Genomic DNA, 18987 nt, shown 5'->3' on the forward strand with positions numbered 1-18987 from the left:
CCGACAACGCGGCGAGCGTGCGTGCCAGACGCCGCCAGGCAGGCGGGACTTTCGAAACACGCCCTAGGACGGAGAAGTCGAATCCCGGGTCGTCCAGCTCCAGGCCGAGGAGGAATTTCCAGTCCATCCGGGCCCGGACCTGGTCAGCGGCCTGCCGGTCGGTGAGTCCTTCGGCGTATTGCAGCACCGAGACCAACGCCAGCGCCCCCGGCGAGACCGCCGGCCGACCCCGCCCCGGAAACGCCTCAGCGAAGGACTCGTCCTTGAACAGTGGACCGAGTGCCTCACGGATACGGACCGCCGGCGTGCCCTTCGGGAACGACGCCCGCACCACCCGCGCGGTCAGCTCCGGCACCCCGCGATCAGCCCGCGGCTCCAATGACATCCAGCCCACCCTCGCTCGACGAACAGGCCGATCATGGCAGTCCGGACGGCCAGTCACCGCCATTCTGCGGATTTCCCAACGGAGTCCTCACAGAGGCAGTTTGAACATCCTTGCCAGATCGTGCACCAAGCCCTCAAGGCCCCTGTCCGGCGCTTCGGCCTTGGCCGATCAGGGCGCAGCCTTCGCGGGTCGACGTTGCCGGTCGCGGGAGGGCCCGGTGCCAGACTCTTGCAGAGCCCGGCCGGCCGGTACCGGCACATCCCTACTGATTGGTAGCCCACGAGCCGAGTTCTCGCTAGAGTCCGGTTAAGCGATCGCTTAGCCGCTGGTGGGGTCTGTTCACCGCAGCGGCCGGGAGAAGGGGCCAGAACCGTGCCGGTCATCGATGCCTGGATGCAGCATCCGACGTTGCGCCACTCCAATCACGAGATGTTCGAGTCCTTGCGGAGGTGGACCGGGCTCGGACTCCTGGAACAGGCGCTGCCGGTGGAACTGACGGTGGCAGCACTGGAGGCGGCGGACGTGGAGACCGGTCTGTCGGCTGCCTGGTACGGGCCGCAGGGGGCGCTGATCAGCAACGACGAGGTGGCCGGGTTCGTCGCCGAGGCGGGCGGCCGGCTGCGCGGGGTGGCGGGCGCCGACCTGGCCCGGCCCGTGGAGGCGGTGCGGGAGCTGCGACGGGCGGTTCAGGAGCTGGGGTTCGTTGCCCTGCGGGTGGTGCCGTGGCTGTGGGAGCTGCCGCCCACCGACCGGCTGTACTACCCGCTGTACGCGGCTTGCGTGGAACTCGGTATCCCCTTCTGTACCCAGGTCGGGCACACCGGCCCGCTCAAGCCGTCGGAGACCGGGCGGCCGATCCCCTACATCGACCGGGTGGCGCTGGACTTCCCGGAGCTGACCATCGTCTGCGGGCACATCGGCTACCCGTGGACGACGGAGATGATCGCGGTCGCGGACAAGCACGAGAACGTCTACATCGACACCAGCGCCTACACCGCGCGCCGCTACCCGCCCGAACTCGTGGACTACCTGCGTGGCCGGGGCCGCCGCAAGGTCCTCTTCGGCACGAACTACCCGATGATCACCCCCGCCCAAGCCCTGGAACACCTGGACCGGCTGGAACTCGACGGGGAAGCACGCGAGCTGTTCCTGTCCGGCAACGCCCGCCGCGTCTTCGCCCTGTAGCCCGGCAGCGCCTACTGCCCCCCGGCGAGCCCGCGCGCGCGGCGTTCCAGGACGGCCCGCTCCGCGGCGCTGTCACTGAGCGCGATGGCCGAGGCATAGGCTCGGATCGCCTCCGCGTCCCGCCCGAGGCGGCGCAGCAGGTCGGCCCGGACGGCATGGAAGACGTGGTACCGGTCGAGGTCCAGGGCGTCGACCAGGTCCAGGGCAACGGCCGGCCCCTCGGTCTCGGCGACCGCGACGGCCCGGTTCAGGGCGACGACGGGGCCGGGCGCGAGGGCCATCAGCACGTCGTACAGGTGCAGGATCTGCCCCCAGTCGGTGGCCTCGGGGGTGGGTGCGTCGCTGTGCACGGCCTGGATCGCGGCCTGCACCTGGTACGGTCCCGGCCGGCCGCGGCGCAGGCACCGGCGGACGAGTTCGCGTCCCTCGGCCATCAGGGCCGGGTCCCAGAGGGTGCGGTCCTGCTCGGGCAGGGGCACCAGTGCGCCGTACGCGTCCGTGCGGGCGGGGCGGCGCGACCGGTTCAGCAGCATCAGCGCCAGCAGGCCGACGGCCTCCGGCTCGTCCGGCATGAGTTCCGCCAGGAGCCGGCCGAGGCGTACGGCTTCGTCGCACAGCTCCGGATCACCGGTGCAGCCCTCGTTGAAGATCAGGTACACGACCGCCAGCACGCCCTTGAGGCGTTCGGGCAGATCGGCGTCGTGCGGCACCCGGTAGGGGATGCGCGCCTTGCGGATCTTCGCCTTGGCCCGGACCAGCCGCTGGGCCATCGTGGGCTCGGGCACCAGGAAGGCGCGGGCGATCTGGGCCGTGGTGAGGCCGCCGAGCAGGCGCAGGGTCAGGGCGACCCTGACCTGCGGGGCAAGCGCGGGATGGCAGCAGGTGAAGATCAGGCGGAGCCGGTCGTCGCGCACGGGTCCCTCCTCACCGGGCGGGCCGGGGGCGAGCAGCAGGGCAGCCTCGGCGTGGCGGGCGTCCCGTGTCGACTCTCGGCGCAGCCGGTCGACGGCGCGGTGGCGGGCGGTGGTGATGATCCACCCGGCGGGGCTGGGCGGCACGCCACTGCGCGGCCAGGTCCGCACGGCCGTGGCGAAGGCGTCCTGCACCGCTTCCTCGGCGAGATCGATGTCGCCGAGGAAGCGGACGAGGACGGCGACGGCCCGGCCGTACTCCGCGCGGAAGACGGCCTCGACGGCGGCGGTGTCGGTCATCGGTGCGGCGGTGGTGTCAGCGCGGGTCCGCGAAGGGCCGCACCTCGACGGGGAGGGTGGTGGCCAGGGCCGCCCTCCGGGCCCATTCCATCGCCTCGTCGAGATCGGCGGCCCGGATCAGGCAGAGACCGGCCAGGTACTCCTTGCCCTCGGCGTAGGGCCCGTCGGTGACGAGCACGTCGCCGTCGTCGGGGCGCAGCATGGTCGCGGTCTCGGGGCCGTGCAGGCCGCCCGCGAAGACCCAGGCCCCGGCGTCGCGCAGCTCCTGGTTGTAGGCCTCCACGCGCCGCGTGATCTCGGCCAGTTCGTCGGGGGCGGGCGGTTCGCCGCCGGTGGGCTGGACCACACTGAGCAGGTAGTACGTCATGACGGCCTCCCGGGTGTCGCGGTTGTTCTCCCACCTCCTACACGAACGGCGCCGCCCCGGATCGACACCCCGCCCGGCGGAATCGCGGAAATTCCCCGCGCGCGGCCCGGAGCGCCCGTCCGCCCGGGCGCGGGCCGCCGGTCAGACCTCGGCCGGGACCCGGACCTCCGTTCGACTCAGCCGTCCCGGCCACCAGGCGGCCGGGCCGATGTCGCGGACCAGGGCCGGCACGAGCAGGGACCGCACGACGAGCGTGTCGAGCAGGACGCCGAAGGCGACGATGAAGGCGATCTGCGCCAGGAAGGCGAGCGGGATCACCCCGAGGGCGGCGAAGGTGGCGGCGAGGACGACACCGGCGGAGGTGATCACCCCGCCCGTGCTGACCAGGCCGATGAGGATGCCGCGGCGCACACCGTGGCGCAGCGACTCCTCCCGGACACGGGACATCAGGAAGATGTTGTAGTCGACGCCGAGAGCCACGAGGAAGACGAAGCCGTACAGGGGAACGGACGCGTCGGTGCCGTGGAAGCCGAACACGTGCCGGAAGACCGGTGACGAGATGCCGAGGGTCGCGAGGAAGCTGAGGGCGACCGTGGCGACCAGGAGCGCGGGCATCAGCACCGAGCGCAGCAGCACCGTCAGGATCACGAAGATGACGGCGAGCACCACGGGCACGATGAGGGAGAGGTCGCGTTCGGCGGTGCGGACGGTGTCGTACTGCTGGGCCGTGTAGCCGCCGACGAGGGCGTCCGCGCCGGGGACGGCGTGCAGGGAGGTGCGCAGCCGGGCCACGGTGTCCTTGGCGGCATCGCTGTCGGCCGTGTCGGAGAGGGTGACGTCGACCCGTACCCGCCCGTCCGCCACCAGCGGCTCACCGCCGGGGCGGCCGGACGCGGCCACCGCGCCCGCCGAGGCGACGCCGTCGGTGCCGCGGGCGGTCTCCAGGACGGTTTCCAGGCTCGCGGCGTCGGCGATGACGACGGCCGGGTTGCCGGAACCGCCCGGGAAGTGGCGCGCCAGCGTCTCCTGCGCCGCGACGGAGGGGGCGCGGTCGACGAAGATCTCGTCCAGGGGCACGCCCCGGGAGGTGAGGGTCGGGGCGAGGGCGGCGCAGGCCAGCAGTCCGGCCAGGGTGACGGCCCACACCTTGCGCGGCGCGCGGTCGACGAGGGCGGCCACGCGGCGCCACACGCCGGCGCCGGTGCCCTGTTCCTCACCGGCGCGGGGCTGGGCGGGCCAGTACGCGGAGCGGCCGAGGACGGCCAGGACGGCCGGCAGGAAGGTCAGCGAGCTCAGGACCGCGCAGACGATGCCGATCGCGCCGACCGGTCCCAGCGCGCGGTTGTTGGTGAGGTCGCTGAGCAAGAGGGCCAGCAGGCCGAGGGCGACGGTCGCGGCGCTGGCAGTGATCGCGCCCCAGGACCGGCGCACGGCGGCCCGCACGGCCGCGAACCGGTCGTGGTGCCGGGCGAGTTCCTCACGGCAGCGGGCGGTCAGCAGCAGGGCGTAGTCGGTGGCGGCGCCGATCACGAGGATGGACAGGATGCCCTGCACCTGCCCGTCGACAGGCACGACCTGGTGGTCGGCGAGCACGTACACGACGGCGCACGCGAGCCCCAGGGCGAAGACGGCACCGAGGATGATCACCAGGGGGAGCAGGACGCTGCGGTAGACGAGCAGCAGGATGATCAGGACCGCGGCGAGGGCGACGCCGAGGAGCAGGCCGTCGATACCGGAGAAGGCGTCCGCGAGATCCGCCTGGGTGGCGGCGGGCCCGGCGAGCTGGACGGTGGTACCGGGAACCTGCCCGGCCGCCGCGCGGATGCGGTCCAGTGTGCCGGCGAGGTCGTCGCCGAGGCCGGGACGGAGCGGCACCACGCCTTCGAGTGCCCGGCCGTCCCCGGACAGCAGCGCAGGCGACGGCGTCCCCGAGATCCCCGGGGTGCCGGCGAGGGAGGCCAGGGCTCCGGTCGCCGCCGCACGCCGGTCGGTGAGGTTCGTGCCGCCGGTCCACACGACGATGGCCGGCAGCGCCTCCTCCTCCCGGAACGCCCGCTGGGCGGCGATGACCTCGGTCGACTCGGCGCTGCGCGGCAGGAAGGCGGCCTGGTCGTTGGTGGCGACCTCGCCGAGGCGTCCGGCGTACGGGCCCAGCGTCCCTCCGATGCCGAACCAGGCGAGGAGCAGGCAGAGAGGGATGAGCCAACGGGCCCTGCGGGCGGTCGAGGACATGTTCCTCCAGTTCTCCGGGGGTCTGCGGGCTCGATCCAGATCCAGCTCGATGAGAAACAATCTCAATGATTGAGTTACATCGCCGTCGTGAGCGTAGCCGACGTCTGGTGTTCCCGCGGCGGGGCCTCCGCGGATGCGCACCACGGAACGTCCTCTTCCGGCGCGGGGAGCCTCACCCCGGGTCCCGCGGACCTCTGCCCGGCCGCGCCCCTTGCTCCGCGGCCTGCCGAGCGCTACCGCACCTCGGAGAGCTCCTCGTTCATCGCGTCGAGGAAGCGCAGGACGACACCCAGTTCCTCGTCGGAGAACCGGGACCGGGCGGCCTCGGCCGCCTGGGCCAGCGGACGGAAGTGGGTCCGGGCGGCCTCCCGCGCGTCGGCGGCGTAGTACAGGTGTACGACCCGGCGGTCGGTGCTCTCCCGTACCCGCCGGATGTGCCCCGCCCGTTCCAGCCGGTCCACGCACGCGGTGACGGCTCCCGAGGTGAGGCCGAGGTGCTCGCGCAGCCGGCCGGGTGTCATCGGGCCGTCGGCGTCCAGGATCGCGGCGAGCGCCTGGACGTCCGTCGCGTGCAGGCCCTGCTCCGCGGCGAAGGCGTGCACCAGGCGGTTGATCTCTCCGTTCATCCGCCGCAGGTGCACGGCGAGGATGTGCAGGCCGACCGGCGCCTCCTGCCGGTCCCCTCCGGCTGCCTGCTGCTGCGTGTCGTCCCGTGTGGCCACGTGAGCAGCGTATAGAACGCCGACGGAAGCATCTTCCGCATCCGTCCCGGCCCGTGGTGCGGAAGTCGTCACGGGGCCGTCGACGAGAAGGGTGCGGAACGGATGCGCGACGAGGTGCCGGACACGGGGCTGACCTGCCTGGTAACCGGGGCGACCGGCTACATCGGGGGCCGGCTCGTGCCGGAGCTGCTCGACGCGGGGCATGAGGTGCGCTGCCTGGCCCGCTCCCCCGGGCGGCTGCGGGACCACCCGTGGGCCGCTCGGGCCGCGGTGGTGGGCGGCGACGTGACGGACGCGGCGTCGGTCGCCGACGCCCTGCGGGGCGTCGACGTCGCCTACTACCTGGTGCACGCCCTGGGCACCGGGAAGGACTTCGAGGAGACGGACCGCCGGGCGGCCCGCGTCTTCGGCGAGCAGGCGCGCGCCGCGGGGGTGCGGCGCATCGTCTACCTGGGCGGCCTGACCCCCGCGGGGGTGCCGGAGGAGCAGTTGTCGCCGCACCTGCGCTCGCGCGCGGAGGTGGGGCGCGTCCTGCTGGACTCGGGGGTGCCGACCGCCGTGTTGCGGGCAGCCGTGGTCATCGGCTCGGGCTCGGCCTCGTTCGAGATGCTGCGCTACCTCACCGAGCGGCTGCCGGTGATGGTCACCCCGAGCTGGGTGCACACCCGGATCCAGCCGGTCGCGGTACGGGACGTCCTGCGCGTCCTCGTGGGCTGTGCCCGCCTGCCGGAGGAGGTCAACCGCACCTTCGACATCGGCGGCCCGGACATCCTGACGTACCGGGAGATGATGGTCCGCTACGCGGCGCTCGCGGGGCTTCCGCCCCGGCTGATCCTGTCGGTCCCGGTCCTGACGCCGCGTCTGTCCAGCCACTGGGTCGGGGTGGTCACGCCGGTGCCGGCGTCGATCGCCCGCCCGCTCACGGAGTCCCTGCGCCACGAAGTGGTCTGCCGCGAGCACGACATCGCGGACTACCTGCCCGAACCGCCCGGGCATCCCATCGGCTTCGACGAGGCCGTACGGCTGGCCCTGCAGCGCGTGCGCGAGGCCCAGGTGGCCACCAGGTGGTCCTCGGCCTCGGTGCCCGGCACCCCCAGCGACCCGCTGCCCACCGACCCCGACTGGGCCGGCGGCAGCCTCTACACCGATGTGCGCGAACTCTCCGTCGAGGCCACGCCCGAGTCGCTGTGGCGGGTGATCGAGGGCATCGGCGGCGACCACGGCTGGTACTCGTTCCCGCTCGCGTGGGCGGTCCGGGGATGGCTGGACCGCCTGGTCGGCGGGGTCGGGCTGCGCCGCGGGCGACGCGACGCGCACCGGCTGCGGGTCGGTGACTCACTGGACTTCTGGCGGGTGGAGGAGATCCGGCCGGGGCGCCTGCTGCGGCTGCGCGCCGAGATGCGGCTGCCGGGTCTGGGCTGGCTGGAGATGGCCGCCGGCACCGACGCCGGGGGACGGACGCGCTACCGGCAGCGCGCGCTGTTCCACCCGCACGGACTGCTCGGGCACGCCTACTGGTGGAGCGTGTCGCCGTTCCACGCCGTGGTGTTCGGCGGCATGGCCCGCAACATCGCGCGGGCCGCCGCCCGGGCACCGGCAGCCGAGGAACGTGCGGGCGCGCCCGCACGCTGACCCCGTCCACCGTCCCACCGCCCTCTCCCCGTTCTGCTCAGGAGCCGCTCCATGAACGTCTCGGTCGTCGTGTTCACCTCCGATCTGCGGCTGCACGACCATCCACCGCTGCGGGCCGCCCTCGACGGCTCGCGGCCGGTGGTGCCGGTGTTCGTGCGGGACCCCGCCGTCGACCGCGCCGGATTCGCCGCGCCCAACCGGCTCGCCTTCCTCGCCGACTGCCTGCGCGACCTGGACGCGGGGCTGCGCGAGCGCGGCGGACGTCTGATCGTGCGCCACGGCGACACGGTCGAGGAGGTGTGCAAGGTGGCCGCCGAGGCGGACGCCGACGAGGTGCACCTGGCGGCCGAGGCGGGCGCCTTCGCCCACCGGCGCGAGCGGCGGCTGCGCCGCGCGCTGGAGACGGAGGGGCGGCGGCTGCACGTCCACGACACGGTGACGACGGCCGTGCCGCCCGGGGCGGTCACCCCTGCCTCCTCCGACCACTTCGCCGTCTTCACACCGTACTTCCGGCACTGGTCGCAGCAGCCGCTGCGGGACGCCCTGGCCGCCCCGCGGGTGGTGCGCGTGCCCGACGGGATCGGTTCGGCGCAGCTGCCCTCCCGCAACGGTACGGCGAGGCTGTCCGCGGGGCTCGCGCCCGGCGGCGAGACCGAGGGCAGGCGGCGGATGGCCGAGTGGCTGCGCTCGGGCGCGGAGTCGTACGAGGACCGCCACGACGACCTGGCGGGCGACGCGACCTCCCGGCTGTCGCCGCACCTGCACTTCGGCACGGTGTCGCCCGTCGAACTCGTCCACCGGGCGCGCCGGGGGGGCGGTCCCGGCGCCGAGGCGTTCGTGCGCCAGCTCGCCTGGCGCGACTTCCACCGCCAGGTCCTCGCGGCGCGGCAGGACGTGGCGCGCTCCGACTACCGCACCCGGCACGACCGCTGGCGGTCCGGGCCGTCGGCGGAGGCGGACGCCGAGGCCTGGAAGGAGGGCCGGACCGGCTACCCGATCGTGGACGCCGCGATGCGGCAGCTGCTGCACGAGGGCTGGATGCACAACCGGGGGCGGCTGCTGACCGCCAGCTTCCTCACCAAGACGCTGTACATCGACTGGCGCGTGGGCGCCCGCCACTTCCTGGACTGGCTGGTGGACGGCGACATCGCCAACAACCAGCTGAACTGGCAGTGGATGGCGGGCACGGGCACCGACACCCGCCCCAACCGGGTCCTCAACCCGCTGGCGCAGGCCAAGCGGTACGACCCGGACGGCGCGTACGTGCGCCGCTGGGTGCCCGAGCTGTCCGGTGTGCGGGGCGCCGAGGTGCACGAACCGTGGAAGCTGTCCGGTGCGCGGCGCGCCGCGCTCTCCTACCCGGACCCGGTCGTCGACCTGCCGGAGGGGCTGGCTCGCTTCAAGCAGGCCCGCGGACTGGACTGAGGTGCACGGCAGGGCCGTTCAGCCGGTGGCCCCGGTGGTGTGCCCGTGCCGCAGGACCCGCAGCGCCTCCTGGAGGGTCGGCGGCCGGAGCACGCCGTGGCCCGGCTGCCCGGCCCAGCCGGGACCGCCCAGCACGACCTGCGGCCTTCGGCGCGCACCCCGCACACCCCACTGGGTGCCGGCGACGTGCCGGGCGAGCGGAAGGCTCGCGCTGGAGCGGGCCTGCGCCCACAACACCACGGCCGACGGGCCCAGCCGCCGGACCGCGGCCGTGAGGGCCTCGGCCGGCACGGCGGCGCCGAGCATGCGCGTCGGGATACCGAGGCCGCTCAGCCCGGCGTTCAGTGCCTCCAGCGGGAGGGTGTGCTGCTCTCCGGGTACGCACGCCAGCATCACGGGCCCGGGGCCGGGGCCGCCGTACGGCGCTGGAGGGCGGGTGCAGCGGCGCAGGGCCGTGGAGACGTGCCAGGACAGCAGGTGTTCGACCTCGACGTACCGGTCCCCGGAGGACTCCCAGGTGCGGCCGACGGCGTGCAGGGTGGGCACCATCACCTCCTGCCAGGCGACGGTGAGGCCGTGCTCCTCGACCGCCGCGGTCAGCAGTTCCTCGACGACAGGGGCGTCGAGCCGTACGGCCGCGCGGGCCAGACCGCGGCACTCCTGCCGGACGTCGCCGAGCGCCAGGGGGCCCGACGGGCCGGTGCCGGCGGCCGGTGTCCGCCGCCGTGACGACGGCGGTCCGGGCGCGGCCGCCGACTCCTTGGCCGCGCGAGCGGCCTCGGCGGGGGGCACGCCCTCGGCGGTCAGGCGGCACAGCGTCTCCAGCATCGCCACGTCGCGCGGCGACCAGCGGCGGTGCCGGCCCTCGCCGCGGACCGCGGGGCCGATGCCGTAGCGGCGGTCCCAGGACCGCAGGGTGGTGGGCGACACGCCGAGGCGGCGTGCCACCGCGCCGGTGGTGAGACCGGAGGCGCCGCGGGGACCACCGGCCGGAGGGCGGTGGTCGGCCCCGGAGTCGTCGTCGGTCCGATCCATGGTGCCGACTCTACCGATGCACGAACGATGCGAACCGCGGTCGCCGGTGTCCCCGGTCCGGCGCGGGCCGCCGCCGACCGGACCCCCGCGCCGGAGCCGCCCGCGCGCCCCGGGAGGGGTGCCGGGCGGGAGGAGCGTCGTACGTGGCTGCCCGGGATGAGCCGATGCGCCCCCGGGAAAGTGTCCGCGTCTCCCTGCCGACCACTACACATAAGGCCGAAATAAGCGCAAAATGGAGTTAACGCGGCGCTTACCGCGTACCGCATCAGACGCGGTCGGGCCTGCACGAAGGAGACGAGATCATGGCCAACGTCTCGCACGGCACGGGTGACATCACCGCCCACCCGGATGTCTCGGAAATGCGGGCACGCTACGCCCGCATGCTCGGTGGACGCGACGTGGCTCTCGTGGACGGACCGGTGTTCCTGCTCGGCGTGTACTGCGCAGCGTCCCCGTGGATCGTCCACTACACCACCAGCCAGCCCACACTCGTGGTGCACAACCTGATCATCGGCCTGGCGATCACCGTGCTGGCCCTGGGCTTCACCGCGGCGCCGGCCCGCATGTACGGCCTGAGCTGGGCGATGTGCGCCCTGGGCGTGTGGATGATCGTCGCCCCGTGGATCGTCGGCGACAGCCCGGACGCGGGCGTCATCTGGAACAACGCCGTCATCGGCGGTCTGGCCGTGGTCCTCGGGCTGCTGTGCGCCGGCACGGCGGCCAGGAGCACGCCGCGGTCGTAGGACAGGCACCGCCAGGAAGGGAAACCGGGCCGGGCCGCATCCCGCGGCTCCGGCCCTTTCACGGGTCCGGCGGCGTCTCGGCACCTCACCGCGCCCGTCCGCCGCCTGCCTCCCGCCCGGCCCCTTCGAGCGCCGCGCGGGCGACCGGCGTGCGGTTGCACACGCCTGAACAGTGCGAAGGGCCGGGGAGCGACGGACGGCACGGGCGAAGGGCCGGAGCCCGGACACACCGCCGCGCGAACTCCCGCAGCGAACCCCCGGCGGAACGGAGTGTCCCGGCTCCGCGTGGGCAGAGAGACAGGCAACCGGACTTTCCCCGAGGAGAGGGCGAAGATGGAGATCTCGGGCATCATCAGCGCCATCGTCATCGGCGCCGTCATCGGCGTCCTGGGACGCCTGGTCGTTCCCGGCCGCCAGCACATCGACGTCCTGTTGACGATCGCCGTCGGCATCGTTGCGGCGCTGCTCGGTTCGGCGATCGCCGCCGGGTTCGGCGTGGCCGACACCAAGGGCGTCGACTGGATCGAGTGGCTCATCCAGATCGGTCTCGCCTCGCTCGGCGTCGCCGCGCTGGACCGCAGCCGGGCGCGACGCTGACGGACGGCGGAGCCCGGCTCCCGGAGCCACGGCGCCCTGGGCGACACGGGCCACGGCCCGTGCATGCGGGGCGTCGTGGTGGTGAGCGGGGCGAGTCCGGGGCGCCGCAGGACGGGCCGGCTGTCGCCGGTCCGCCTCGTGCACCGTCGGTGCCTGCCCGCCCGTCCCCCGATCAGTAGCCGCCCGACGGGCCGGGGTGCGCGTCCCGGGCCCGCTCCGGCGCTGGAGCGACGCCCCGGGATCGTGCCCCGCGCGGACGGGCGGGCTTCCGACACGAGCGCCGTCAGCGCTGCGCGCCCGGCCGGAAGCGCCGGTACAGGGCGGCTCCGCCGAGGATCAGGGCGGCGCTGCCCAGCACGCCGGGCGCGGTGAGGTCGGCGCCGGTGTGGGCGAGGGTCATCACCGGCTGCCGCGACGCCACCGGCGCCGCGGCAGCCGGCTCGGTGACGGGGTGCTGCCGGGGCGGTGAGGTGGGCCGGGGCTCCGGAGTCTCGGGGCGGTCGGGGCTCCCGGGGAGTTCGGGACGGTCACCGGTCCCGGTCGTGGCGGTGTTGCCGATGGCCGGGTTGAGGACGCCGACCACGTTCACGGTGTTGCCGCTGGCCTGGACCGGGAGGTCGACCGGCAGTTGGAGGCCGTTGCCGGAGAGCACGCCCGGGGACCCCTTCGTCTCGCTCCGGGCCTCCGACGTGCCCGGCGCCCCGCCCGCGGCGCCGTCGGGCACGGCATCGTCGGAGCCGCCCCGTGCGCCGGCCGAGGCACCGGCGGCGGTGCAGGTGTTGCCCGCGGCCGGGTTGAGCAGCCCTACGACGCTCACCGTGTTGCCGCAGGCGTTCACCGGGAGGTGCACGGGCAACTGGGCGACGTTGCCGGAGATCACACCCGGCGACCGCGCGGCGGAGCCGTCGGCCGCGGAGTCGGCGTGGGCCGGCGCCGCCACCAGCGCGCCGGAGGCTGCGGCCACGGCGATCACACCGTTTCGGGTAACCCGCTTCATCGGTTCCCTGCCTTCCAGACTTGGTCGCGGGCACTCGCCCGCACCGGACCGCGGGCATGTGCCCGCACCGGATAGAACGCATCCGAACCGTCCGGGTTATGGCTTCTCTTCCGTTCACCCCCATCGGGCGCACATGAGCCGAACTGTGGGCAGAACCGGCGATACGCCGCTATGGGAGCCGGCCCGGGGCCGGGTGGGCGCGGGGCGGGGCCCGGCGCGCCGGCCCTCTCCGCCGGCCCTGTCCGCCGGGAGGCGGAGCCCTGGGGGGCCGCCTATGGTGAGCGAGGGCGCCGGATCCGGTCCGCGACGGGGCGCCTGTGGAGGCGCCGATGCTGGCCAAGCTGTCGAAGCGGTGCGCCGCGCCGGCGCGCTGTGCCCTCGTGGTCGCCGCCGGGCTCGCCCTGCTCGCCCCGGCGCTGCCGGTGCACGGCGGGAACGGCACGGACGGCGGCGCGCGCCCCGACCTGAGCCGGTTCTACCAGCAGAAGGTGACATGGTCGGCGTGCCCGGGCGGGGGGATGCCGGAGGATCTCCAGTGTGCCGACGTGACCGTCCCCCTCGACTATGCCGATCCGGGCGCGGGCACCCTCGACCTGGCGCTCGCCCGCTACCGCGCCACGGGGCACCGCCGCGGCTCGGTGGTGCTGAACTTCGGCGGTCCCGGCGGCGCGGGGACGGAACAGCTCGCGGCCGGCGGCAAGGACTTCATGGGTCTGACCGACAACTACGACGTGGTCTCCTTCGACCCCCGGGGCGTCGGCCGCTCCTCGCCGGTCAGCTGCGGCGACGGCCAGGACAGCGCCCTGGCCGCCATCGACGGCAGCAACGGCGTCGAGCGCCCCGAGACCCTGCTGCGGCAGCTGCGGACGGCGGCCACCGCGTGCGAGAAGCACTCGGGGCCGGTCCTGAAGCACATCGGCACGGTCGACGCGGCGCGGGACCTCGACGTCATACGGCAGGCTCTCGGCGACCGGAAGCTCAACTACCTCGGCTTCTCCTACGGCACCCGGCTCGGCGCGGTCTACGCGGCCGAGTTCCCCGGCAGGGTGGGGCGCATCGCCCTGGACGGCGTGGACACGCTCACCGAGCCGCTGACCGAACAGGGCCTCGCAGGCGCCCGGGGGCAGCAGGTGGCGCTGGAGGACTTCGTCGCCTGGTGCGTGAAGGACATCGCCTGCCCCCTCGGGCAGGACGCCCGCTCCGGGCGGGAGGCCGCCGTCCGGCTGGTGCGGTCCCTCGACCGGGATCCCGTGCCGACCGGATTCGGTGAGCCGTTCACCGGCCAGGACCTGGTGGACGCCTTCGGGCAGGCCCTCTACAGCAGGGAGCTGTGGCCGTCGCTGGAGCGCGCCCTGGCCGAGCTGGTCGAGGACGGCGATCCCAGCGGGGTCGTGGGGTTCACGGCCGGCGGTTACGCCCTGCCGCTGCGGCAGCAGCGGGTACCGCACAGCGGGCTCGTGGACCCCGACGACGTGCCGCTGGACAACCTGCCGGCGGCGCTGATGGCGATCAACTGCGCCGACGACCCGGACCGCCCGGACGCCGCCCGGCTCACCCGCGAGCTCGGCCGGCTGCGGTCCGCCTACGACCACGCCTCCCCCGTCTTCGGGGAGTACCGGCTGACGCAGGTGCTGATGTGCTACGGCCGCCCGAAGGGCACCGACTTCATACGCGAGCGGGTCAAGGACCTCGCCACGCCGAAGATGCTGCTCGTCGGCACCCGGGGCGACCCGGCGACGCCGTACCGCTGGACGGTGGAGACCGCCGAGCGGCTCGGCCCGTCCGCGGTCGTCCTCGACAACCACGGCGAGGGCCACACCGGCTACGGCTCCTCCACGTGTGTGCACGGCAAGGTCGATGCGTTCCTGCTGTACGGCACCCTGCCGCCCAGCGGCAGCTCCTGCGGGGCCGAGAAGGACGAGTGAGCCGCCCGGCAGCCGCGAGCGCCGCAGGGCCGGGCCTCAGACGCCGTCCGACAGGAACCGCTCGATCGCGGCGGTGAGTTCGGCCGGCTTCTCCACCGGCAGCTCGTGGCCGGCGTCGACCATGCGCACCACGGCGTCCGGGTAGGCGGTCGCCATGCGCAGCATCTGCTTCACCGGCAGTTGCACGTCGTGGCTGCCGTGCACCAGGAGGGTGGGCACGCGGATCTCGCCGACCCGGTCGAGGACGTCGAAGTTCCGCATGGCGCCGTACAGCGTCATGACGACCTCGCGCGAGATGCCCCCGGACGCCTGGACGTACGCCCTGACCTCCTCGCGCGGGTAACCGGGGGCGAAGGCGCGCTGGATGTTGGCGGCGATGAACAGCTTGAACGGCACCAGCGTCGACGCCGCCATCAGCAGGGCCCGGCCGGGGCTGTAGGCCATGCGGCTGATGGAGTTCACCAGGACCAGCCGCTCGACCCGCTCGGGGTGCGAGAGCGCGATGGTCTGGGCGGTCATGCCGCCCATGGAGTGCCCGATCAGCACACACCGCTCGATCTTGAGGTGGTCCAGGAGGGCGAGGACGTCCCGGGCCACCTCCTCGATCGTGCGCACTCCCGCCCCGGTGCTGTCGCCGTGGCCCCGCAGGTCGAGGCGGACGACACGGTGGTGGACGGAGAAGTGTGCCGTCTGGTGGTCCCAGCGGTGCCGGTTCGCGGTCCAGCCGTGCACGAACACCAGGGGCACGCCCCCACCGTCGCGGGGGCCCTCGTCGTCGTACGTCAACGTCGCGCCGTCGACCTCGAACTGCGGCATGGGGCGCCCTCCTGGAATGCGAACCGGTTACTCGCCGGTAGCCTAGTCGGCGGGGCGCCCGGCCGTCACCGGTGCGCGCCGAGGAAGTCGAGGATGTGACCGTACACGTCCAGCGCGGCGCCGCGGCCCAGGAACGTGTCGAGGTGTCCGTAGCCGGGGATCTCCGTGTAGGTCACGTCCAGTTCCGGCCTGCGGTGGGCGAGGACGTCGCGGCAGAGCTTCTGCGAGTCCAGCCACAGCCCGTTCTCGCTCCCGGCGAGCAGCAGCACCGGGGTGTCGATGCGCCCGGCGGCGTCGAGGGCGTTGGCCGGCAGGGCCCGGTAGCGGTGGTCGCCGTCGTGCCAGCGGACGACGGTTCGGGCCAGCTCGATGCGGCGCAGGTGCGGCAGGATCCACAGCGGGGCGGGACCCAGCAGCCGGGCGAGCCGGTCGTGGGTGGCCTCGGCCAGGTTCTCGTGGACGAAGAGGGAGGCCCCGGTCCCCCACGCCGAGTTGTGCAGGATCTGGCAGGTGGGGTCGGGGCAGTCCGCTCCGCGGGAGGCCAGGGCGAACAGCGGCGTGTACTTCGACCACAGGCCCACGGTGCGGAAGTCGACGGGGATGTGGTCGATGCGCGTCCTGAGCAGTTCGCCGGCGACCGTCATCCGCAGCGAGGTGCGGCCGGCCAGCTTGGGGGTCAGGAAGACGCCCTGGGAGACCACGCCGGCCAGCCCGGGCACCAGGCCGGCCGTCATGCTCAGGGAGAGGGTGAGGGAGCCGATGCAGTGGGCGACGGCGAACAGCGGCCGGTCGCCGATGCGTTCGCGGATGTGGGAGACGGCCGCCGGGATGTCGTACAGGGCGACGTCGTCGTAGGTGTAGCGCCGGCCGGTCTCGTTGTAGGGCAGCCGGCAGCTGCCGCGCCAGTCCAGCAGCCAGGGCTCGTAGCCCTCGTCGAGGAGGACGTCGACGAGGTTGCGGGTCTCCGGCAGCAGGAACATGTCCGCGGACGCGGTGTGCCCGTGCAGCAACAGGACCGCGGGCCGCCCCCGGTCGCCGGGGTCGACGCGGGTGAGGCCGAGGCGGACGCCGTCGGCGGCGCGCAGGGGGATCTCCTCCACCCGGGACGCGTCGAGACGGTGCTGGAGCGGGCGCGGCGCCGGAGTGGTGCGCACCCGTCGCAGGGCGGGCCGTGGGCGGGTCGTTCGGAAGATCATCGGTGGCGCTCCGTGGGGGCGGGGGTGCGGCGCAGGTCGAGCAGGTCGGCGGCGGCACGGGCGAAGGGGCCCGCGAGCCCGCGGCCCATCTCCAGGCCGAACCAGGCGAGCCAGGTCAGCTTGGCGGCCCGTTTCTCGCGGCCGGTCAGACGCGGGTCGACCCGGATGCCGTCGATCTGGTCGCGGACGTAGGTGTCGGCGGGGACGACGACCTCGCCGGCGAAGGCGGCCGGCTCGCCGGGGCGGCCGATCTCGACGGTGAGGGTCCGGGTCTGCCGCCACACGTCGCGGCGGGCCCGGGCGTACTTGTGGCCCTCCAGCCACCAGGTGCCGCCGTCGGCGTCCCTCAGTTCCAGCCGGTAGCGCAGCAACCGGTGCCGCAGGCCGTGCCGGTGCGGGATCCCCTCATCGGGTCGGACCCAGACGTCGCCGTGCGCGACGGTCAACGGACCGGGGTGCACGGCCGGGCAGGTCACCTCGCCGGTGACGTCGATCCGGCGCTCCTCCACCAGTTGGTACATGCTCGCGAGGGAGAGCGTGAGCGCCATGGAGCAGGGTCCGGACGCGGGGGCGCCGACGGGTCCGACACTGCCCTCGGTGGTCTCGGTGAACCACAGGTAGGGCCGGTCGTCGCGGTGCGGCAGCCGGGCCAGTCCGTCGGCGGCCAGCTTCTGGTACGTCCTCAGCTGGGCGCGGGAGTCGTAGCGGGTGGCCGGGGGCAGGCCCAGGGCGTCGACGAGGGCGGCGGTGCGGGTGTCCTCGGCGGCCGGGCCGGTCAGGGTCGCCTCGCACAGCTTCAGCGCGGTGGGGCTGCGCAGCACCCGGCCGAGGAAGGCGAGTTCGGGAACCGGCTCGGCCTCCAGGCGGGCGAGGGTGTCGGCGCGCCACTCGTCCCAGTCCTGCACCCGCACATGCATGCCGCCGAGCGCCATGTCGCGGACGACGTCGTCGAGCGTGCTGGGCACACCCGTGAGGTGGTAGTCGAAACCCCAGGTGTCCGGTTGGCAGACGACGGCGGCGGCGACGCGGCTGACCCGGTCCACGGGCGCGACGTTGAGGTACCGGAACGCCGGGACGGTGCGGTGGCGGCCGAAGGCCGAGATCAGCCCGCTGCTGAGGTCCAGCGGATTGTAGGCGCCGGTCCTGGTGTGGCCGCCGATGCCGCCGGGCCGCAGGGCGCTCACGACGAGGCCGTGGTCGCGGGCGCGGCGCAGGGCGGTCTCGGCGGCCCACTTGGACTGGTCGTAGCCCGAGACGAGCCGGTCCACGTGGGCGAGCGGGTCGTCCTCGCCCATGGAGGCGATGCCGACCTCGTTGAAGACGGCGACGGAGGAGATGTGGTGCAGGGGCTTGGGCCGGCCGGTGGCGGCGAGTTCGGCCAGGGTGAGCGGGCCGAGCACGTTGCTGGCGCGCAGTGACTGGTATCCGCGCAGGAAGTCCACGGCGGCGGCGACGCCGACGACGCTGTCGAGTTCGCGGGCGAGGGTGAGCCACGTCTCCTCGGACAGGCCGAGCCGGGGGTGGCGGATGTCGCCCGGCAGGACGGTGATGCGCCGGCGCACCTCGGACGACCAGGGCAGCCGGTACGACCGGAGCGCTTCGGCGAGACGGGCGACGGCAGCCTCCTCGTCGGCGGCGCGGACCAGGCAGTACACATGGGCGTCACTGTGCCGCAGCAGGTCGAGCAGCAGATGGCTACCGAGGAAGCCGGTGGCGCCGGTGAGCAGGATGCGCCGGGGCGGCACCGGCTCGGGCAGGTCCGTGAAGGGCAGCCGGTCGGCGAGCGCGAGGTCGGCCAGGATCTGGTCCAGGTCCTCGCGCCGGGCCCGGGGCGTGGCGTCGTCACCGGGCGGGAGGAGCGTGGCGGGGTGGATGGCGCCGGACGGGAGTGCGGGCGGGAGCGACGTGTCGCCGGACGGCGGGCCATGGGTCACGGCCGCGACCGGAGCCGCGACCGGAGACGGGGCTCCGGGTGGAAGGGCGGGAGCCGAGTCCGCCGTGCCGGGCGCCGACCCGCCCGCGACCGTCCCACCGGCCGGTGGGACGTGTCCGGAGGCCAGCCACCGGCGGGCCAGGCTCGTCGGGCGGGCGTCGGCGAAGACCTCGTCCAGGTCGATCTCCTGGCCCAGTAGCCCCTCCAGTTCGGCCACCAGTTCCACCGCGGCCACGGACGTACCGCCCGCGTCGAAGAAGTCCGCGTCCGGCGCGAGGTGCCCCGACGGCAGATGGCGGCCGGCGACGGCGGCGATCGCCGCCGTCAGCGCCGTCTCGTCCCGCACGGCGGGCGCCTCCCCGGGATCCGCGGGCGCGGCGGGCGCGGCGGGCGCGGCGGCGGGTTCCTGCCCGGCCGGTGTGCCTGTGGCTCCGACCTTCGCCAGCAGGCCGTTCAGGTCCAGGCCGGTGCCGCCGTGCTCGATCTGCTCGGCGAGGGACCGCTGACCGGCGGCCTCGTTCATGTCAGGCATGGGCGCCCTTCGTGGTGTGCACGATGTGTACCTCTCGGTGCTGTCGGTGGAGTC

16 protein-coding genes are annotated in these 18987 nt (G+C 74.1%); 6 read left to right on the forward strand and 10 right to left on the reverse strand.

The window, feature by feature from the left end; all coding sequences use genetic code 11:
* Positions 1-385: transposase (locus I3F54_RS21580; RefSeq protein ID WP_240120484.1), on the reverse strand; the 385-nt coding region annotated here is incomplete at its 3' end.
* A 372-nt stretch (positions 386-757) separates the two neighbouring features.
* On the opposite strand from I3F54_RS21580, the gene I3F54_RS21585 reads away from it, so the two are divergent.
* Positions 758-1570 (forward strand): amidohydrolase family protein, encoded by an 813-nt coding sequence (locus tag I3F54_RS21585; protein ID WP_240120485.1) that lies wholly within the window; start codon positions 758-760, stop codon positions 1568-1570.
* Positions 1571-1581: 11 nt separating this feature from the next.
* Here I3F54_RS21585 and I3F54_RS21590 read toward each other — a convergent pair whose 3' ends face one another.
* From I3F54_RS21590 to I3F54_RS21605, 4 genes are all read right to left on the reverse strand, one after another.
* Entirely contained in the window at positions 1582-2781 is a 1200-nt protein-coding gene (locus I3F54_RS21590; protein ID WP_240120486.1) for a sigma-70 family RNA polymerase sigma factor, read from the reverse strand.
* Between the two features lie 16 nt (positions 2782-2797).
* Positions 2798-3148, reverse strand: a complete 351-nt coding sequence (locus tag I3F54_RS21595) for a YciI family protein (RefSeq protein ID WP_240120487.1) — start codon at positions 3146-3148, stop codon at positions 2798-2800.
* 141 nt (positions 3149-3289) lie between these two features.
* On the reverse strand, positions 3290-5380 hold the full coding sequence (locus tag I3F54_RS21600) for an MMPL family transporter (RefSeq protein ID WP_240120488.1): 2091 nt from the start codon (positions 5378-5380) through the stop codon (positions 3290-3292).
* Positions 5381-5613: 233 nt separating this feature from the next.
* On the reverse strand, positions 5614-6102 hold the full coding sequence (locus I3F54_RS21605) for a MarR family winged helix-turn-helix transcriptional regulator (protein WP_374205946.1): 489 nt from the start codon (positions 6100-6102) through the stop codon (positions 5614-5616).
* A 102-nt stretch (positions 6103-6204) separates the two neighbouring features.
* Here I3F54_RS21605 and I3F54_RS21610 point away from each other — a divergent pair, with 102 nt between their 5' ends.
* Both I3F54_RS21610 and I3F54_RS21615 read left to right on the forward strand, forming a co-directional pair.
* Positions 6205-7734: an SDR family oxidoreductase gene (locus tag I3F54_RS21610; RefSeq protein WP_240120489.1), complete on the forward strand. Its 1530-nt coding sequence runs from the start codon at positions 6205-6207 to the stop codon at positions 7732-7734.
* A 51-nt stretch (positions 7735-7785) separates the two neighbouring features.
* Entirely contained in the window at positions 7786-9159 is a 1374-nt protein-coding gene (locus I3F54_RS21615; protein WP_240120490.1) for a deoxyribodipyrimidine photo-lyase, read from the forward strand.
* A gap of 18 nt (positions 9160-9177) precedes the next feature.
* Here the strand turns inward: I3F54_RS21615 and I3F54_RS21620 are convergent, their stop codons facing one another.
* Positions 9178-10194 carry a MerR family transcriptional regulator gene (locus I3F54_RS21620; RefSeq protein WP_240120491.1) on the reverse strand — a complete coding sequence of 339 codons (1017 nt, stop codon included), beginning with the start codon at positions 10192-10194 and terminating at the stop codon, positions 9178-9180.
* 302 nt (positions 10195-10496) lie between these two features.
* On the opposite strand from I3F54_RS21620, the gene I3F54_RS21625 reads away from it, so the two are divergent.
* Both I3F54_RS21625 and I3F54_RS21630 read left to right on the forward strand, forming a co-directional pair.
* Positions 10497-10937, forward strand: coding sequence for an SPW repeat protein (locus I3F54_RS21625; protein ID WP_240120492.1), 441 nt, complete (start codon positions 10497-10499; stop codon positions 10935-10937).
* 333 nt (positions 10938-11270) lie between these two features.
* Entirely contained in the window at positions 11271-11534 is a 264-nt protein-coding gene (locus I3F54_RS21630; RefSeq protein ID WP_240120493.1) for a GlsB/YeaQ/YmgE family stress response membrane protein, read from the forward strand.
* 283 nt (positions 11535-11817) lie between these two features.
* On the opposite strand, the gene I3F54_RS21635 is transcribed toward I3F54_RS21630, so the two are convergent.
* On the reverse strand, positions 11818-12498 hold the full coding sequence (locus I3F54_RS21635) for a chaplin family protein (RefSeq protein ID WP_308373762.1): 681 nt from the start codon (positions 12496-12498) through the stop codon (positions 11818-11820).
* Positions 12499-12860: 362 nt separating this feature from the next.
* Here I3F54_RS21635 and I3F54_RS21640 point away from each other — a divergent pair, with 362 nt between their 5' ends.
* Positions 12861-14456, forward strand: coding sequence for an alpha/beta hydrolase (locus I3F54_RS21640; RefSeq protein WP_240120494.1), 1596 nt, complete (start codon positions 12861-12863; stop codon positions 14454-14456).
* A gap of 36 nt (positions 14457-14492) precedes the next feature.
* Here I3F54_RS21640 and I3F54_RS21645 read toward each other — a convergent pair whose 3' ends face one another.
* From I3F54_RS21645 to I3F54_RS21655, 3 genes are all read right to left on the reverse strand, one after another.
* Entirely contained in the window at positions 14493-15272 is a 780-nt protein-coding gene (locus I3F54_RS21645; protein ID WP_240120495.1) for an alpha/beta fold hydrolase, read from the reverse strand.
* Between the two features lie 65 nt (positions 15273-15337).
* Positions 15338-16468: an alpha/beta hydrolase gene (locus I3F54_RS21650; protein ID WP_240120496.1), complete on the reverse strand. Its 1131-nt coding sequence runs from the start codon at positions 16466-16468 to the stop codon at positions 15338-15340.
* Positions 16465-18933 carry a thioester reductase domain-containing protein gene (locus I3F54_RS21655; RefSeq protein WP_240120497.1) on the reverse strand — a complete coding sequence of 823 codons (2469 nt, stop codon included), beginning with the start codon at positions 18931-18933 and terminating at the stop codon, positions 16465-16467. Before I3F54_RS21655 ends, I3F54_RS21650 begins: the two co-directional genes overlap by 4 nt.
* Positions 18934-18987 lie beyond the last annotated feature (54 nt).

Source organism: Streptomyces sp. MUM 2J, assembly GCF_022414535.1.
Lineage (GTDB): Bacteria > Actinomycetota > Actinomycetes > Streptomycetales > Streptomycetaceae > Streptomyces.

What these genes read in the sequence shown, in the direction of transcription:
- I3F54_RS21615 (WP_240120490.1), top strand. Translation starts at nt 7,786, where the DNA reads ATGAACGTCTCGGTCGTCGTGTTCACCTCCGATCTGCGGCTGCACGAC.
- I3F54_RS21595 (WP_240120487.1), bottom strand. Translation starts at nt 3,148, where the DNA reads ATGACGTACTACCTGCTCAGTGTGGTCCAGCCCACCGGCGGCGAACCG.
- I3F54_RS21630 (WP_240120493.1), top strand. Translation starts at nt 11,271, where the DNA reads ATGGAGATCTCGGGCATCATCAGCGCCATCGTCATCGGCGCCGTCATC.
- I3F54_RS21600 (WP_240120488.1), bottom strand. Translation starts at nt 5,380, where the DNA reads ATGTCCTCGACCGCCCGCAGGGCCCGTTGGCTCATCCCTCTCTGCCTG.
- I3F54_RS21620 (WP_240120491.1), bottom strand. Translation starts at nt 10,194, where the DNA reads ATGGATCGGACCGACGACGACTCCGGGGCCGACCACCGCCCTCCGGCC.
- I3F54_RS21645 (WP_240120495.1), bottom strand. Translation starts at nt 15,272, where the DNA reads ATGCCGCAGTTCGAGGTCGACGGCGCGACGTTGACGTACGACGACGAG.
- I3F54_RS21590 (WP_240120486.1), bottom strand. Translation starts at nt 2,781, where the DNA reads ATGACCGACACCGCCGCCGTCGAGGCCGTCTTCCGCGCGGAGTACGGC.
- I3F54_RS21650 (WP_240120496.1), bottom strand. Translation starts at nt 16,468, where the DNA reads ATGATCTTCCGAACGACCCGCCCACGGCCCGCCCTGCGACGGGTGCGC.
- I3F54_RS21610 (WP_240120489.1), top strand. Translation starts at nt 6,205, where the DNA reads ATGCGCGACGAGGTGCCGGACACGGGGCTGACCTGCCTGGTAACCGGG.
- I3F54_RS21640 (WP_240120494.1), top strand. Translation starts at nt 12,861, where the DNA reads ATGCTGGCCAAGCTGTCGAAGCGGTGCGCCGCGCCGGCGCGCTGTGCC.
- I3F54_RS21655 (WP_240120497.1), bottom strand. Translation starts at nt 18,933, where the DNA reads ATGCCTGACATGAACGAGGCCGCCGGTCAGCGGTCCCTCGCCGAGCAG.
- I3F54_RS21625 (WP_240120492.1), top strand. Translation starts at nt 10,497, where the DNA reads ATGGCCAACGTCTCGCACGGCACGGGTGACATCACCGCCCACCCGGAT.